Source organism: Paraburkholderia caledonica NBRC 102488, assembly GCF_000685095.1.
GTDB lineage: Bacteria > Pseudomonadota > Gammaproteobacteria > Burkholderiales > Burkholderiaceae > Paraburkholderia > Paraburkholderia caledonica.
The window spans coordinates 119,205-133,389 of sequence record NZ_BAYE01000018.1 but is presented as its reverse complement, the minus strand read 5'-3'; the positions used below and the strand labels follow the sequence as shown (position 1 = coordinate 133,389).

The following is a 14,185-nucleotide window of genomic DNA, read 5'->3' as shown; positions in this document are numbered from 1 at the left end:
TGTCTAGGATGAATAACCTCACGCTCACAATCGTTCGCCGCCTCAGCGGGCGGTCAGTACGCTTGTGAGCGGCCCGGTACGTACTGACATGAACGAACCATCGCATCAGTCCGACCCTCTCCGCCGCGCGCGCCTTCGCTGGCGCGCACGACGAGGCCTGCTGGAAAACGATCTGATTTTTGAACGTTTTTTCAGCCGATATGAGCATGACCTCAGCGATGCAGATGTGGGCGCACTTACGCGCTTGCTCGAGCTGAGCGATAACGACCTGATGGACTTGCTTCTCGCGCGCAAGGAACCTGAAGGCGAGCTTGCCGACCCGGATGTGATCCGGGTCCTGGAGCTGCTGCGCAACGCTTGAGCGCCGCGAGTGCGTTGTTCCAGGCGTGCAATTATCGAAACCCTGTTTACATACTTCGATTGAGGATGTGCTATGACCCCGTCAGATGTTAAAGCCACGCTATCGTTCAGCGATAACTCGCCGAGCGTTGAAATGCCGATTTACAAGGGCACTCTCGGCCCGGACGTGATCGACATCCGCAAGCTGTACGGCCAGACTGGCAAGTTCACGTACGACCCTGGCTTCATGTCAACGGCGGCGTGCAATTCGGCGATCACCTACATCGACGGCGATAAGGGCGAACTGCTGTACCGCGGCTACCCGATCGACAACCTCGCGGAAAACGCCGACTTCCTGGAAACGTGCTACCTGCTGCTGAAGGGCGAACTGCCCAACGCGCAACAGAAAGACGAGTTCGTGAAGACCGTCACGAATCACACGATGGTGCATGAGCAAATGCACTTCTTCTTCCGCGGTTTCCGTCGCGACGCGCACCCGATGGCGATTCTGGTCGCCGCAGTCGGCGCACTGTCGGCGTTCTATCACGACTCGCTCGACATCAACAATCCGCGTCATCGTGAAGTTTCGGCGATCCGCATGATCGCGAAGCTGCCGACGTTGGTCGCCATGGCGTACAAGTACAGCATCGGTCAGCCGTTTGCGTATCCGCGCAACAACCTGTCGTACAGCGCGAACTTCATGCACATGATGTTCTCGAACCCGTGCGAAGACTACAAGGTCAACGACGTGCTGGTGCGCGCTCTCGACCGTATCCTGATCCTGCACGCGGATCACGAGCAGAATGCATCGACGTCGACCGTGCGTCTCGCCGGTTCGTCGGGCGCGAATCCGTTCGCGTGTATCGCAGCCGGTATCGCATGTCTGTGGGGCCCGGCGCACGGCGGCGCGAACGAAGCCGCGCTGAACATGCTGGAAGAAATCGGCTCGGTCGACAACATTCCCGAGTTCATCAAGCAGGTGAAGGACAAGAACTCGGGCGTGAAGCTGATGGGCTTCGGCCACCGCGTGTACAAGAACTACGATCCGCGCGCGAAACTCATGCGCGAAACTTGCCACGAAGTGCTGAACGAGTTGGGCCTGCACGACGACCCGCTGTTCAAGCTGGCCATGGCACTCGAAAAGATCGCGCTGGAAGACGAATACTTCGTGTCGCGCAAGCTGTACCCGAACGTCGACTTCTACTCGGGCATCGTGCAGCGCGCGCTGGGTATTCCGACGTCGATGTTCACGTGTATCTTCGCGATGGCTCGCACGGTCGGCTGGATTGCGCAGTGGAACGAAATGATCGCCGATCCTGAACAGAAGATTGGCCGTCCGCGTCAGCTGTTTATCGGCGACACGCAACGTGAAGCGAAGCCGATTGCGCAACGCTAATCGGGTTTGAATTTGCCTGCCCATAGCAAGAGGTTTGCTATCGGCAGAGGCGAATGCTAAGGCTTTATGAGAAAACGCCCCAACGGGTTATACCGTTGGGGCGTTTTTATTTTGGGGCGTGTGTTTGCCGCAAGCCGTTCGTCGTGTGCGCAGTTCAAGCCGATGGCGTACCTCGTTGCCGTCGTCCCGATCTTTCGAGCGACGGCGGACGCGCCTGCAGATTGTGCGGCGCCGTGCCCGCATCTTTCGGCGGGTGGCCGTGCGTTTCGAAGAAGCGTCGATACGCGCTCGGCGTCATGCCGCGCGCGGACAGAAACTGTCGATTGAAATTCGCCAGGTTTGGAAAGCCGGCTTTCGTGGCAATCAGCGCGATGGGCCACGCGGTGTCCGTCAGTTGCCGCGTTGCGTAGCCGATCCGCAAGCGGCTCAGATAACGCCCCACGCTTTCGCCCACATGCCGCACGAAGTAGCGGTGCAAGGAGCGTTCCGACAGGTTGGCCACGTCACACAGTTCAGCAATGCGCAGCGGCTCATGAAAACGCCTGTCGAGCAGATCGAGCACGCGGTTCAGGCGCTCTGCCTCGGATGCGCTGCCACCCGGCGTCGCGGGCGCTGGCCGCGCGAGTGACCGCTTTCCGGCTTCCGTCGAATTAGCTGAGTTGGTGGATCGGTCGCCACCGCCGGACCGCATAGCGTGGTCGCCCTGTACGCCGTGTCCTCTCGTTCCGTCTCTATGCGCGGCCGGCGACGCCAACGGCTCGGATTCCGCGTCCGCGAGTTGCGCCAACACGTCCAGAGCGGCGCCAAGCCGCACACGCGGCGACTGGTCGAGCAACGCTTCCATTCGCTCGTGCACTAGCGTCGCGGCCTCGGTGGAGAACCTCAGCCCCGGCGCGGCGCGCCGCAGCAGCGTGCGCAGCGACGCGAACTCGGGGCAGCAGTCAGCCATACGGCGCGCCCAGTCGCCGCTGAACCACACGACGATCGCCACCTGAGGCGCGCTGGCATCGATCGGTTCAGTCGACGCCCACGTATGCGGCATGTCCGGCGGCACGAGCACGAGATCGTCGCCGCTGTAATCGGCGATGTGGTCGCCAATGAAACGGCGGCCGCGACTGTTCATTGTCAGCGTGAGTTCGTACTCGGGATGGTGGTGCCACTCGAACGGTATCTGCGCGAGCTGCCGGTGGTAGACGCGGACCGAGCAGCCGTCGGGAATGGTGACGCGTTCATATTGAGGTTTCACGCTGGGCTACCTGGCCGCGCGACGGGAGGCGCGGCAATGTCTGAATTGTATCGGTATCTGGCCATTAAGCATGTTTCGCGACGGCCAAACGTCCTTACTCTTCAAATGAGACAGCACCACACAGACCGCTTAAAGGAGACGAACCATGCCACTTATCATCGACAATCTTCCGGAGGCGGTTCGCGCCACCAAGCGCGCGCTGCGAGCCGCGTTGCCGAACTACAAGCAGGTGTTCGAGGAAGTGGAAGGCGAGATCCGTCGGCAGGTCGGTGCGATTCAGCGCGACCGCGCTCAGGGACGCGATGCGATTCCCGTGTTCGACTATTCGTCAGTCGTTTCCGGCGACGTCGATCAGGCCACGAGCCTCGGCATCAAAGCTCGCGGCGCATGCGTCGTGCGCGGCGTTTTCGACCGGCAGCAGGCGAGCGACTGGAACGACGAAATCACCGAATACGTCGAGCGCAACGACCTCGACGCTAAACTCTCACATCGCGCGGAAGACAGGTATTTCGGCAACCTGTCGTCGAGCAAGCCGCAGATCTACGGCATTTACTGGTCGAAGCCGCAAACGGCAGCCCGTCAGTCGGAACAACTGACGAACACACGAGTGTTCCTGAATCGCCTGTGGACGTCGGAAAGCGAAGGCAGGCGGCACTTCGATCCCGAGCGGGTGCCTGTCTACGCGGACCGCATTCGTCGTCGGCCGCCCGGTTCCGAGTCGCTGGGTCTGTCGCCGCACGTGGATGGCGGCTCGGTCGAGCGTTGGCTCGATCCGAATTTTCAGAAGGTGTATCGGCATGTGCTGGCGGGCAATTGGCGCGACTACGATCCGTTCGACGCGGCGTATCGGCCGGACGTTCAGGAAATCCCATCGCCGGCCGTGTGCTCGATGTTTCGCACATTTCAGGGCTGGACCGCGCTGACGCCGCAGGGTCCCGGCGACGGCACGCTGCAATTGATCCCGATCGCGAACGTCATGGCCTACGTGATTCTGCGCGCGCTGCAGGACGACGTTCCCGACGACGAACTGTGCGGCGCTCAACCGGCTCGCGCGCTGTCGATCAAGCCGGAGTGGCACGGCTTGCTGCTCGAAGCGGTGACGCCGATCCCCCACATGCAGCCGGGCGACGCCGTGTTCTGGCACAGCGACGTCATCCATTCGGTCGAAGACGCGCACCGCGGCAACGGCTACAGCAACGTGATGTACATCGCGTCCGCGCCGTGGTGCTCAAAAAACGAGGCTTATTTGAAGCGTCAGTTACCGAGCTTCTTGCGCGGCGAAAGTCCCCCCGATTTTCCGGCCGACCACTTCGAGACGGACTTTATCGGACGGGCGCAGGAAAGCGATTTGACGCCGCTTGGGCGCGCGCAACTCGGTTTCGATCTATCGCGCTGAGCCGTCGAATGCGAGGCGGTCAGCGAACCGCCTTGCTAGATCGGATCTCGCTCGCCGATTGAACTGGCTAGCCTCCCGGGCCCGCTCTCATCAGAAGCGGGCCCTTTTAGCTATCGCCAACGTAGGCGCGTCATGGGCGAGACATCAGGTTCGCCGGCGCACGATGCCATAAATGACCAGCAGAATGATCGCGCCGATCACCGACGCAATCCAGCCCGCCGCCTGACCCGGTTGATACCAGCCGAGCGCACGCCCGATATAGCCCGCAATCAGCGAGCCGGCAATACCGAGAATGATGGTCATGATGAGCCCCATTCTGTCGTCTCCGGGCTTGACCGCCCGTGCAATCAATCCGACCACAAGCCCTACGATCACCGTACCGATGAAGGAAAGCATGCTGACCTCCCAAGAGTGTGAGTACTACCGTTTTCATTAACTACGGGCTGCTTCGCTGCCGCGATGCATTTCCGAGCATACAGGCGAGCCGGCGGTCCATGTGTGCCGGTCCGCGCGTCGCATGCTTCAGCAACAACCGCGCCTCGGTTCCTTGCCAACGAAATCCGAACTGCGAGACGGCGTAACTCATTGTTCCAATTGATAGGCAGGACCTGCGACAGGATCGGCGGAGCAGAGAAGCGGACTACGTGACGACTCGTGAAAGGACGGTGCAGTTCATCCGCACGAAGCGCCGTCCCCTCGAAAAAACAGCAACCAAGGGTAATCCCTGTGTTGCTGTTTTTTTTTGACGTCGTCACCGTAAACGTATGTTGTCAACGAAGTACATTCTGAACGAGAACTTAATGAATGTTTCATCGTGGGATCGACGCAGCGCCGTCGGCCTTGCTCATACCTATCGCGAAGGCTCGGCCAACGTCGAAGGCGTCGTGCGTGAGGCGATTGACCTGGCACGCGCCTGCAACGCTGCCTTCATCGACGTCACTGAGACGCGCGCTCTCGAGGAGTCACGCGCTGCCGCCGCCCGTTGGCGCGAAAAGCGCCCGGCTAGCGCGCTCGACGGCGTGCCGATTGCCTGGAAAGATCTGTTCGACGTCGCGGGCAGCGTCAGCACGGCGGGCTCGGCCCTGTTCCGTGGCCGGCCACCTGCCAACGCGGATGCGCCGTTGGTCGCCGCAGGCGCGCGTGCAGGTTTCGTGTGCATCGGCAAGACGAACCTCAGCGAGTTCGCGTATTCCGGGCTCGGGCTTAATCCGCACTTCGGCACGCCGTTCAATTCCGCTTTCGATGCGACAGTCGAAGGCGGCGGGCATCGCGTTCCTGGCGGCTCGTCGTCGGGCGCGGCAATTGCCGTCGCTGCGGGCGTCGTGCCGATCGCGGTCGGTACGGATACGGCAGGCTCCATACGCATACCTGCCGCGCTGAACGGCGTAGTCGGATATCGCGCTAGCAGCGCGCGCTATCCGCAGCAAGGCATGATCGGACTCTCGAAATCGGCCGATACCTGCGGACCGCTTGCACGCAGCGTCGCCGATTGCGCGGCGTTCGACGCCGTCGTGCGCGGGCGCGAGCTGCCTCGCGCGCTCGCCGATTTGCGTGGACAAGCTTTCGTTGTGCCGCTGGGCTGGGAATCGCGCTTCGCGGTGACGAACGACGTCGGCGACAACTTCATGCGCTTCGTGGCGCGTCTGTCGAAGGCCGGCGCGCGTATCCAGCAAGTGCGTGTGCGCGCCTTCGATGCAGCATGCGAGCTCATCGCGACGCGGGGCTGGTTCGGCTCCCTCGAAGCGTTCGAGGCCTATCGCAGCGTGCTCGACTCCGACGATGCCCTGCGCATCGACCAGCGCGTGCGTACGCGGCTCGAACTGAGCCGCGACGTGCCGGCGTCTCGCCTTGCCGAGTTGCTCGCGGAGCGCGGCCGCCTGCTCGGCCAATTCGGCGCCGAAATCGACGGCGCCACATTGCTCTTGCCGACCGTCCCCCATGTCGCGCCGGAATGCGCGCCGCTCGAAGCGGACCCGCAGCGCTTTGCAGCCGTCAATGCCGCAACGCTGTCGATGACCATGCCCGGCAGTTTTCTCGACACCCCCGCCTTCGCGATGCCAACCGGCGCTGACCCGGCGGGACTGCCTACCAGCGTGCAACTGATGCGCGCGCAGAACGACGACGATGCGCTCATCGCGCTCGCGCTGGCCGTCGAACAGACAGTCACGCTGGATTGATTTGCTCAAAGGAGAACTGAAGATGGCTAAGGAAATTCTGATCGCATTCGGCATCGACGTGGATGCGGTTGCGGGCTGGCTCGGCTCATACGGTGGCGAAGATTCGCCCGACGACATCTCGCGCGGTCTCTTCGCCGGTGAAGTCGGTTCGATGCGCCTGCTCAAGCTCTTCGAGCGCGAGAAGATCAAGACGACCTGGTTCATTCCCGGGCATTCGATCGAAACCTTCCCCGAGCAGATGAAGGCGGTGGCCGATGCGGGACACGAGATCGGCATTCACGGCTACAGCCACGAAAACCCGATTGCGATGACGCCCGAGCAGGAGGAAGCGGTGCTCGATCGCAGCATCGATCTGGTGACTAGGCTGAGCGGCAAGCGGCCGACCGGCTACGTCGCGCCGTGGTGGGAATTCAGCAACGTGACCAACGAGTTGCTCGTGAAAAAGGGCATCAAGTACGACCACAGTCTGATGCACAACGACTACCACCCGTACTACGTGCGTGTGGGCGACTCGTGGACGAAGATCGACTACAGCAAGCATCCCGATACATGGATGAAGCCGCTGCAGCGCGGACGTGAAACGGATCTCGTCGAAATCCCTGCGAACTGGTACCTCGACGACCTGCCGCCAATGATGTTCATCAAGAAGGCGCCGAACAGCCACGGTTTTGTCAATCCGCGCGACATCGAACAGATGTGGCGTGACCAGTTCGACTGGGTGTATCGCGAACATGACTACGCCGTCTTCCCCATCACGATTCATCCAGACGTCTCCGGTCGCGCGCAGGTGTTGCTCATGCTCGAACGCCTGATTGCGCATTTCCGCAAGCACGAGGGCGTGCGGTTTTGCACCTGTGACGAAATCGCCGACGACTTCCTGCGGCGTCAGCCTCGTCAATCCTGATTACAACAGCAAGTCGACCAACGCGAGTCCCGACCATGTCCACTCCCGAGCTCCGAAGGAGCGCCACGATGAAAGAAAACCCTTTGTATGCTTCCGGTTTCAAGCTGGAGCAGATCCTGCCGTCCGACGTGAAGCGGGCGACCGTAGTAGCGTTCTTCGCGTGGGTGTTCGCCGTTTATGACTTCATTCTGTTCGGCACGCTGCTGCCGGAAATCGGCAAGCACTACGGCTGGGATGCCGCGGCGCAGGCGGAGATTGCCACGCTGGTCGCCGTCGGCACGGCGGTGATCGCCTTCGCGATTGGGCCGTTACTCGACAGGCTCGGCCGTAAAGCCGGTCTGCTGTGGACGGTTGCAGGCGCGGCGCTGTGCTCGGGGCTCACGGTGGTCGGCGGGGCGATGGGACAGGTACCGCTCGTGTTGATCCGGTCACTGTCGGGCCTCGGTTACGCCGAAGAGACCGTCAATGCCACGTATCTGAACGAGCTTTACTCGGCTGCCAACGACCCGAAGCTCAACCGCAACAAGGGCTTCATCTACAGCCTTGTGCAAGGCGGATGGCCGATCGGCGCGCTGATCGCGTCCGGACTCACCGCGCTTTTGTTGCCGCGCATTGGCTGGCAGGGTTGCTTCGTATTCGCGACGTTTCCCGCCATCGTCATCTTCTTCATGACGCGGCGCCTTAAAGAAAGCCCACAGTTTCTTCTGCATAAGCGCATCAAACAGCTGCGCGAAACAGGAGAGGATGGCGAAGCTCGCACGCTCGCGAGCGCGCATGCGGTCGATTACGAAGAGCATAGCCGCGCCGGTCTCGCCGAAGCGTTTCGTGGCAATGCGCTACGCGCGACGCTCGTTCTCGGCGGCGGCATTCTGCTCAACTGGTCGGCAATTCAGGTGTTTAGCGTGTTGGGCACGACGGTGCTGACGCGCGTGCATAACGTTTCGTTCGAGAATTCCCTGCTGATTCTCGTGTTGTCGAATGTGATCGGCTATTGCGGTTATCTGAGCCACGGTTTCATCGGCGACAAGATCGGCCGGCGCAATACGCTCGCCATCGGCTGGATGCTCGGCGGTCTTTCGTTTGCCGGCATGCTGTTCGGTCCGAGCAGCGCGGGCGTCGTGGTGGCGCTCTATAGCCTGGGCCTGTTCTTTCTGATCGGACCGTACTCGGCGGCGTTGTTCTTCATTGGCGAGAGCTATCCCACGGCCATCCGCGGCACGGGCAGTTCGATCGTCCACGCGATGGGTCCGATCGGCGCCATTCTCGCCGGCGTGGGCGTGACCTGGATGCTCAATCATGGCGGCGACTGGTTGCACGCGGCGCTGTGGTTCGGCGCGGTGCCGTGCTTCCTGTCCGGCGTCCTCATTCTTTTCGCGCGGCACGTCAACCCTGCCGAAACCAGGTAATCCGACCGGAGAATCTCTGTGAAAGTAGCTTTAGTAACGGGCGCCGCGAGCGGCATCGGGCAGGCGCTCGCGGTAGCGTATGCCCAAGCCGGCGTCGCCGTGGTCGGCGGGTATTTTCCTGGCGATCCGCACGACCCGCAGTTGACCGTACAGGCCGTCGAGCAGGCGGGCGGCCAATGTCTGATGCAGGCCGTCGATGTCACCTCTGCGGATCAGGTCGAGGCCTTCGCGGCCGCGGCAGTGGACCGCTTTGGCCGCATCGATTACGCGGTCGCCAACGCGGGCCTGCTGCGCGCATCGCCGCTGACGGACATGAGCGACGAGCAGTGGCATCAAATGCTGAATGTCGATCTGTCCGGCGTCATGCGCACGTTTCGCGCCGCAGCGCGCCACATGCAGGACGGTGGCGCAATGGTCGCGGTGTCGTCGATCGCCGGCGGAGTGTATGGATGGGAGAACCATACGCATTACTCGGCGGCCAAAGCGGGCGTGCCCGGATTGTGCCGCGCCGTCGCGATGGAACTCGCGCCGCGCAACATCCGCTGTAACGCCGTGATTCCCGGTCTCATCGAAACGCCGCAATCGCTCGACGCGGTCAATTCGCTCGGCCCAGACGGCCTGCGCGAGGCCGCCAAGGGCATTCCGCTCGGACGTGTCGGCAGACCGCAAGAGATCGCGTCGCTGATCCGCTATCTGACAAGCGACGACGCTTCATACATTACCGGGCAGTCGATCATCGCGGACGGCGGTCTCACCGTGCGGTGGCCCGGCTAGGCCTTCGTTCAGGACATACACAGGACGCTCATCAACATGGCATCAATGTTCTCACTCGACGGCCGCCGCGCGGTCGTCACGGGTGCGGCGAGCGGCATCGGCGCCGCCATTGCGCTCGCTTATGCACAGGCCGGCGCGCGCCTCGTGCTCGCCGACCTCAACGAAGCGCGGCTCGCCGCTCATGCCGACGCCTGCCGTGCAAGCGGCGTACAGGTTCAAACTGTCGTCGCCGATGTGGGCGAAGAGACGGGCGCGCACGGCATCGTCGATCGCTGCATCGCGGCTTATGGCGGTATCGACATCCTCGTCAACAACGCGGGCATGCTGACGCAGGCGCGCTGTATCGATCTCACCACCCAGATGTGGGACGACATGCTGCGCGTCGATTTGCGCAGTGTCTTCCTTTGCTCGCGGCGCGCGCTGCCGTCAATGACCGCGCAACGCTGGGGCCGCATCATCAACGTGGCGTCGCAACTCGGCATTAAGGGCGGCGCCGAACTCACGCACTATGCCGCGGCGAAAGCCGGCGTGATCGGCTTTACGAAGTCTCTCGCGCTCGAAGCCGCTCCCGATAACGTGCTCGTGAACGCTATCGCGCCGGGTCCGATCGAGACGCCCCTCGTGGATGGAATCAGCGCATCATGGAAGGAAGCGAAGTCAAAGGAATTGCCGTTGCGACGCTTCGGCCGTGCAGACGAGGTCGCACCGACTGCCGTGCTGCTCGCCTCCGATCCGGGCGGCAATCTGTTCGTCGGGCAGACGCTCGGCCCGAATTCCGGCGACGTCATGCCTTAAACGGTGGAGAGTGCAAATGTGCGGCATGTGCGGATTGCTCGGCGGCGGGCGTCACTGGTCCAACACCGTGGCAGCAGGCGAAAGCGTGAGCGCGCGCCGGCAGCGGTATGTGCAGGTTGCGCATGCGAACCGGGTGCTCAAAAGCTTTCGGCTCAAGCTCGCGGATTTTCACGGGCAATCGTTCGTGCTGTATTCGCCGACGGGCGCGCAGATGATCGTCGAAGATTTCATGCAGATATGGAAAGCCGCCGAGACCATGCTCGGCCGTCCGCTTGACCCGCTCACGATGTTCGCGGAAGACGAGGCGCAACCATGAGCCTCGCCTATGACGTGATTCCGGTGACTATCGTTACGGGCTTTCTCGGCAGTGGAAAGTCCACCTTGCTCGCCGACGTTCTCAAGGGCGATGCCGCGCGCGATACGGCCGTGCTCGTCAACGAGTTCGGCGAGGTCGGCCTCGATCACCTGCTGATCGGCGAGGTCGATGCGCAGACCGTACTGCTCGATAACGGTTGTGTCTGTTGCGCGATACGCGGCGAACTGAAGGAAGCGCTCGCCACGCTGTTCTCGCAGCGCGCTCGCGGCGAGGTGCCGCCGTTCTCTCGCGTCGTGCTGGAGACAACCGGCCTCGCGACGCCCGCGCCGATCGTTGCGACGCTGCTCGGCGACCGCGTGGTATCGAGCCATTACTCGATCGGCGCGATCGTTACGGTGGTCGATGCCGTCAACGCCGATCAGCAACGTGCGCGGCATCCGGAATGGCTTGCGCAGGTGACGGCTGCAGATCGTATTGTCGTCAGCAAGGCCGATCTTGCCGGCGATGCCACGCTCGATGTGCTCGAACGAACGCTCTCACAACTGAACCCGGCCGCGGGCATCACACGCCGCACGTGCGCGGACGATGCGTCGGTCGTACTGGAGCCGGCGGCGAACGCGCACGAGTTCGGGGACTTCGTTCGGCGCACGGGCATGACTACACAGAAGCCCCGCCGCGGAGACGGTCCCGTCGCGGGACTCAACGCGACGCCCGCCCACCGTCAAGGACTTGCGGCGCTGGAAGCGTTTTGCATCGAGTTCGACGAACCTCTGGACTGGCCCGTCTTCACGCTGTGGCTGACGCTACTGCTTAACCGCCACGGTGATAACATTTTGCGAGTCAAAGGCATTCTCGCGCTTGCCGGCGCGAGCCAACCGGTGGTGCTGCATGCAGTGCATCATCTCGTGCATCCTGTTCTGCATCTGGATGCATGGCCAGGCGCCGGCAAGCATGAAGCGCCTCGTTCGCGCCTTGTCATCATTGCGCAAGGCCTCACGCGAGACGCGGTTGCCGCATCCTACCGGCGCCTGTGCCGGCATCTTCAAACTGCCGAAGCCCTAATAGATTGAAATCCGCCCGTCCGAGCTTGCCCGCCCCTGCCGTGCACCCATCCAGGGTCGAACTGCGCGTGCTCGGCACGACCGTTACGCTTCAGGAGCACATCCGCAAACGAGCCGAGCAGGATCTGGGCATCCGGCTGCGCTTCATCGTTCAGGATGGCGGCGCCGTGCAGCGGGACGGCGCGATGCATCCCGACCGCTATGAGCTCTACGACCAGTGGTTCCACAGTCTCGATTGCCTGTGGCCGACTCATGCGCTGCAACCCATAGAACTTGCGCGCATTCGCCGCTGGGACGAAGTCAACGTGCTGCCGCGCACGGGGCGCATCGGCCGGGCGCCCGCACGGCATGCGACGGGCAAGCTCAGTGGTGCGGGCTGCACACCTGCCGACCGGCTCTACGTTCAGCCGGACGGCTCGCTTGCCCGCAAGCCGAGCGAGTGCATCAGCATGCTGCCGCTCACGCACAATGCGGACAGCTTCGTCTATCTGGAAGATGCCATGCCTGCTTCGCTCACCGGAGGCGAAGAGAGTTGGGCCTGGCTGCTCGCGCCCGAACTCGCTGGTCGCGTCGCACTGCAGGCGGATGCAGCGATCGGCGCCATCGATGCGGCGCTTGCCGTCGAAGCCAGCGGGCTCATGCGCTTCGACGACATCGGCAATCTGAGTATCGAGGAAATCGACGGGCTGATCGCGATTCTGATCGACTTCAAGCGGCGTGGGCATTTCGCAGGGTTCTGGTCGAGCTTCGCCGAAGCCGCGCAACTCATGATCGCTAACAAGGTGGCGATTCAGAGCATCTGGTCGCCCGCCACCGTCGAACTGGAACGCGCGGGTCTCAAGTTCAGGCTCGCGCGGCCACGTGAAGGGTATCGGGCGTGGTTCGGGGGCATCGGCATATCGCGGCTCGCGCATGGTCGCGTGCTCGACGCCGCCTATGAGTATCTGAACTGGTGGCTTGAGGGCTGGGCCGGCGCGACAGTCGCCCGGCAAGGCTTCTACATTTCGAACCCCGAGCGCTCGCGAGCACATATGGAAGCCAACGAATGGGCATACTGGTACGATGGTGCGGGCGCGTCGGCCGATCTCCCCGGTCCCATAAGCAAACATCTCGTGCCCGCGGGTCAGATGCGGGACGGGGGCAGCTACGTCGCGCGTATGAGCCGGGTCGCCGTATGGGATTCGGTGATGGATGAGCACAATTACCTGGTGCGCCGCTGGACCGAGTTCATGCGGTCCTGACGGCGAAGTTCGTTTGACGATGACAAGACGCGCAGGCGCTTCCCGATCTTCCCGCTCACATCCAGCCGCGCATCGGCCGGCGGCGCCGCTGACTGTGGACCCGGTCCATCCGAACGATTCCATGGAGGTATCGCCCGAGGCCGACAACCGGTTGCGCTACCGCGTGATTCACGACCGGCTCAAGTCGGCCATTGCGCTCGGCAATATCGCGCCAGGACTCGTGCTGCTGGAAGGACCGGTCGCGCGCATCTTCGGCACGAGTCGTGTGCCGGTAAGAAAGGCCTTTGAGATGCTGCACGCCGGCGGCCTGCTGCTCACCTTCGAAGGACGGGGCTACCTCGTGGCGAATGCGGACGGCAGCGCACCCGAGCCGCTGCGCGCGCCGATCTCCGAAGACACGCTGGGCTTCGACCGCCCCTCCGAACCGCTCGATATCCCTTCGAACAGCGAGCGCATTTACGATTCGCTAGAGGCCGCCATCTCGCTTGGCATCGTGTTCGGGCATTTTCGTATCGACGAAAGCAATGCGGCCGAAGTCTTCGGCGTGAGTCGCGGAACGGTGCGTGAAGCGCTCAACCGGTTGCGTGACCGCGGGTTGGTCGAGAAGTCCGCGTACTCGCATTGGCTGTGTGGACCGCTCACCGCTCGCGCCGTGCGGCAGGATTACGAGTTGCGCACGTTGCTTGAGCCGGCGGCACTGCTGGCGAGCGCGCCATCACTGTCGCGTGACCAGCTCGAAGCAGCACTGCGCGACGTCGAGCGTGCGATAAAAGACCCGGATTCAGTCGATGCAAGCACGCTGTACCACCTGGAAGTCACGCTGCACGATACGTTCCTGAGCGGTGCGCCGAACCGCAAGTTGCTCGCGACGATCAGCCAGGCGCATATGCCGCTGATCGTGAATCACGCTTTCTACGATGCGTTCCGGCTGCATCCGGAGATGAGCACGCTCACGGAGCACCGGACCGTGATCGAACTGCTGCTGCGCGGGGAGTTCGCCGCGGCGTCGACGGCGCTCGCCGTGCACCTTCGACATGGCGAAACGCGCACACGTCAGCGCTTGAAGGTGCTCGCCGTGCTGCCCGATCCGGATCTGCCTAGTTACATGCAGCGGATCGCGTAAGCCGCGAACGC

14 protein-coding genes are annotated in these 14,185 nt (G+C 62.7%); 12 read left to right on the top strand and 2 right to left on the bottom strand.

Going from position 1 to position 14,185, the window contains the following annotated elements; translation table 11 throughout:
* The first annotated feature begins 88 nt into the window (after window positions 1-88).
* Both BCA01S_RS27235 and gltA read left to right on the top strand, forming a co-directional pair.
* Window positions 89-361: an FAD assembly factor SdhE gene (locus tag BCA01S_RS27235; protein WP_020071103.1), complete on the top strand. Its 273-nt coding sequence runs from the start codon at window positions 89-91 to the stop codon at window positions 359-361.
* A gap of 72 nt (window positions 362-433) precedes the next feature.
* Window positions 434-1,735, top strand: coding sequence for a citrate synthase (gene gltA / locus BCA01S_RS27230; protein ID WP_027779618.1), 1,302 nt, complete (start codon window positions 434-436; stop codon window positions 1,733-1,735).
* Between the two features lie 154 nt (window positions 1,736-1,889).
* Here gltA and BCA01S_RS27225 read toward each other — a convergent pair whose 3' ends face one another.
* On the bottom strand, window positions 1,890-2,981 hold the full coding sequence (locus tag BCA01S_RS27225) for a helix-turn-helix domain-containing protein (RefSeq protein WP_027779617.1): 1,092 nt from the start codon (window positions 2,979-2,981) through the stop codon (window positions 1,890-1,892).
* A gap of 145 nt (window positions 2,982-3,126) precedes the next feature.
* Here BCA01S_RS27225 and BCA01S_RS27220 point away from each other — a divergent pair, with 145 nt between their 5' ends.
* Complete coding sequence (locus tag BCA01S_RS27220; RefSeq protein WP_027779616.1) at window positions 3,127-4,377, top strand: DUF1479 domain-containing protein; 1,251 nt, start codon at window positions 3,127-3,129, stop codon at window positions 4,375-4,377.
* 144 nt (window positions 4,378-4,521) lie between these two features.
* On the opposite strand, the gene BCA01S_RS27215 is transcribed toward BCA01S_RS27220, so the two are convergent.
* Complete coding sequence (locus BCA01S_RS27215; protein WP_027779615.1) at window positions 4,522-4,773, bottom strand: GlsB/YeaQ/YmgE family stress response membrane protein; 252 nt, start codon at window positions 4,771-4,773, stop codon at window positions 4,522-4,524.
* A gap of 404 nt (window positions 4,774-5,177) precedes the next feature.
* Between BCA01S_RS27215 and BCA01S_RS27210 the strand changes: the two genes are divergently transcribed.
* The 9 genes from BCA01S_RS27210 (at window position 5,178) to BCA01S_RS27170 (ending at window position 14,174) form a co-directional block, all read left to right on the top strand.
* Window positions 5,178-6,554, top strand: coding sequence for an amidase family protein (locus BCA01S_RS27210; RefSeq protein ID WP_027779614.1), 1,377 nt, complete (start codon window positions 5,178-5,180; stop codon window positions 6,552-6,554).
* 22 nt (window positions 6,555-6,576) lie between these two features.
* Complete coding sequence (locus tag BCA01S_RS27205; RefSeq protein WP_020071097.1) at window positions 6,577-7,458, top strand: polysaccharide deacetylase family protein; 882 nt, start codon at window positions 6,577-6,579, stop codon at window positions 7,456-7,458.
* Window positions 7,459-7,526: 68 nt separating this feature from the next.
* Window positions 7,527-8,864 (top strand): MFS transporter, encoded by a 1,338-nt coding sequence (locus BCA01S_RS27200; protein ID WP_027779613.1) that lies wholly within the window; start codon window positions 7,527-7,529, stop codon window positions 8,862-8,864.
* 18 nt (window positions 8,865-8,882) lie between these two features.
* Window positions 8,883-9,638 (top strand): SDR family NAD(P)-dependent oxidoreductase, encoded by a 756-nt coding sequence (locus BCA01S_RS27195; RefSeq protein WP_208459221.1) that lies wholly within the window; start codon window positions 8,883-8,885, stop codon window positions 9,636-9,638.
* Window positions 9,639-9,674: 36 nt separating this feature from the next.
* Window positions 9,675-10,433, top strand: a complete 759-nt coding sequence (locus BCA01S_RS27190; RefSeq protein WP_042319549.1) for an SDR family NAD(P)-dependent oxidoreductase — start codon at window positions 9,675-9,677, stop codon at window positions 10,431-10,433.
* 16 nt (window positions 10,434-10,449) lie between these two features.
* Window positions 10,450-10,749 (top strand): type 2 periplasmic-binding domain-containing protein, encoded by a 300-nt coding sequence (locus tag BCA01S_RS27185; protein ID WP_027779610.1) that lies wholly within the window; start codon window positions 10,450-10,452, stop codon window positions 10,747-10,749.
* A complete protein-coding gene (locus BCA01S_RS27180) occupies window positions 10,746-11,819 on the top strand; it encodes a CobW family GTP-binding protein (RefSeq protein ID WP_027779609.1) in 1,074 nt (357 codons plus the stop codon). Before BCA01S_RS27185 ends, BCA01S_RS27180 begins: the two co-directional genes overlap by 4 nt.
* A 32-nt stretch (window positions 11,820-11,851) precedes the next feature.
* Window positions 11,852-13,051, top strand: coding sequence for an ABC transporter substrate-binding protein (locus BCA01S_RS27175; RefSeq protein ID WP_042319546.1), 1,200 nt, complete (start codon window positions 11,852-11,854; stop codon window positions 13,049-13,051).
* A 121-nt stretch (window positions 13,052-13,172) separates the two neighbouring features.
* The gene (locus tag BCA01S_RS27170) at window positions 13,173-14,174 is read left to right on the top strand and encodes a GntR family transcriptional regulator (protein WP_027779607.1); all 1,002 of its coding nucleotides are present in this window, start codon (window positions 13,173-13,175) and stop codon (window positions 14,172-14,174) included.
* The last annotated feature ends 11 nt before the right edge of the window (window positions 14,175-14,185 follow it).

Coding starts and splice junctions, on each gene's coding strand:
- BCA01S_RS27235 (WP_020071103.1), top strand. CDS start 89: ATGAACGAACCATCGCATCAGTCCGACCCTCTCCGCCGCGCGCGCCTT.
- gltA (WP_027779618.1), top strand. CDS start 434: ATGACCCCGTCAGATGTTAAAGCCACGCTATCGTTCAGCGATAACTCG.
- BCA01S_RS27220 (WP_027779616.1), top strand. CDS start 3,127: ATGCCACTTATCATCGACAATCTTCCGGAGGCGGTTCGCGCCACCAAG.
- BCA01S_RS27215 (WP_027779615.1), bottom strand. CDS start 4,773: ATGCTTTCCTTCATCGGTACGGTGATCGTAGGGCTTGTGGTCGGATTG.
- BCA01S_RS27210 (WP_027779614.1), top strand. CDS start 5,178: ATGAATGTTTCATCGTGGGATCGACGCAGCGCCGTCGGCCTTGCTCAT.
- BCA01S_RS27205 (WP_020071097.1), top strand. CDS start 6,577: ATGGCTAAGGAAATTCTGATCGCATTCGGCATCGACGTGGATGCGGTT.
- BCA01S_RS27200 (WP_027779613.1), top strand. CDS start 7,527: ATGAAAGAAAACCCTTTGTATGCTTCCGGTTTCAAGCTGGAGCAGATC.
- BCA01S_RS27190 (WP_042319549.1), top strand. CDS start 9,675: ATGGCATCAATGTTCTCACTCGACGGCCGCCGCGCGGTCGTCACGGGT.
- BCA01S_RS27185 (WP_027779610.1), top strand. CDS start 10,450: ATGTGCGGCATGTGCGGATTGCTCGGCGGCGGGCGTCACTGGTCCAAC.
- BCA01S_RS27180 (WP_027779609.1), top strand. CDS start 10,746: ATGAGCCTCGCCTATGACGTGATTCCGGTGACTATCGTTACGGGCTTT.
- BCA01S_RS27170 (WP_027779607.1), top strand. CDS start 13,173: ATGGAGGTATCGCCCGAGGCCGACAACCGGTTGCGCTACCGCGTGATT.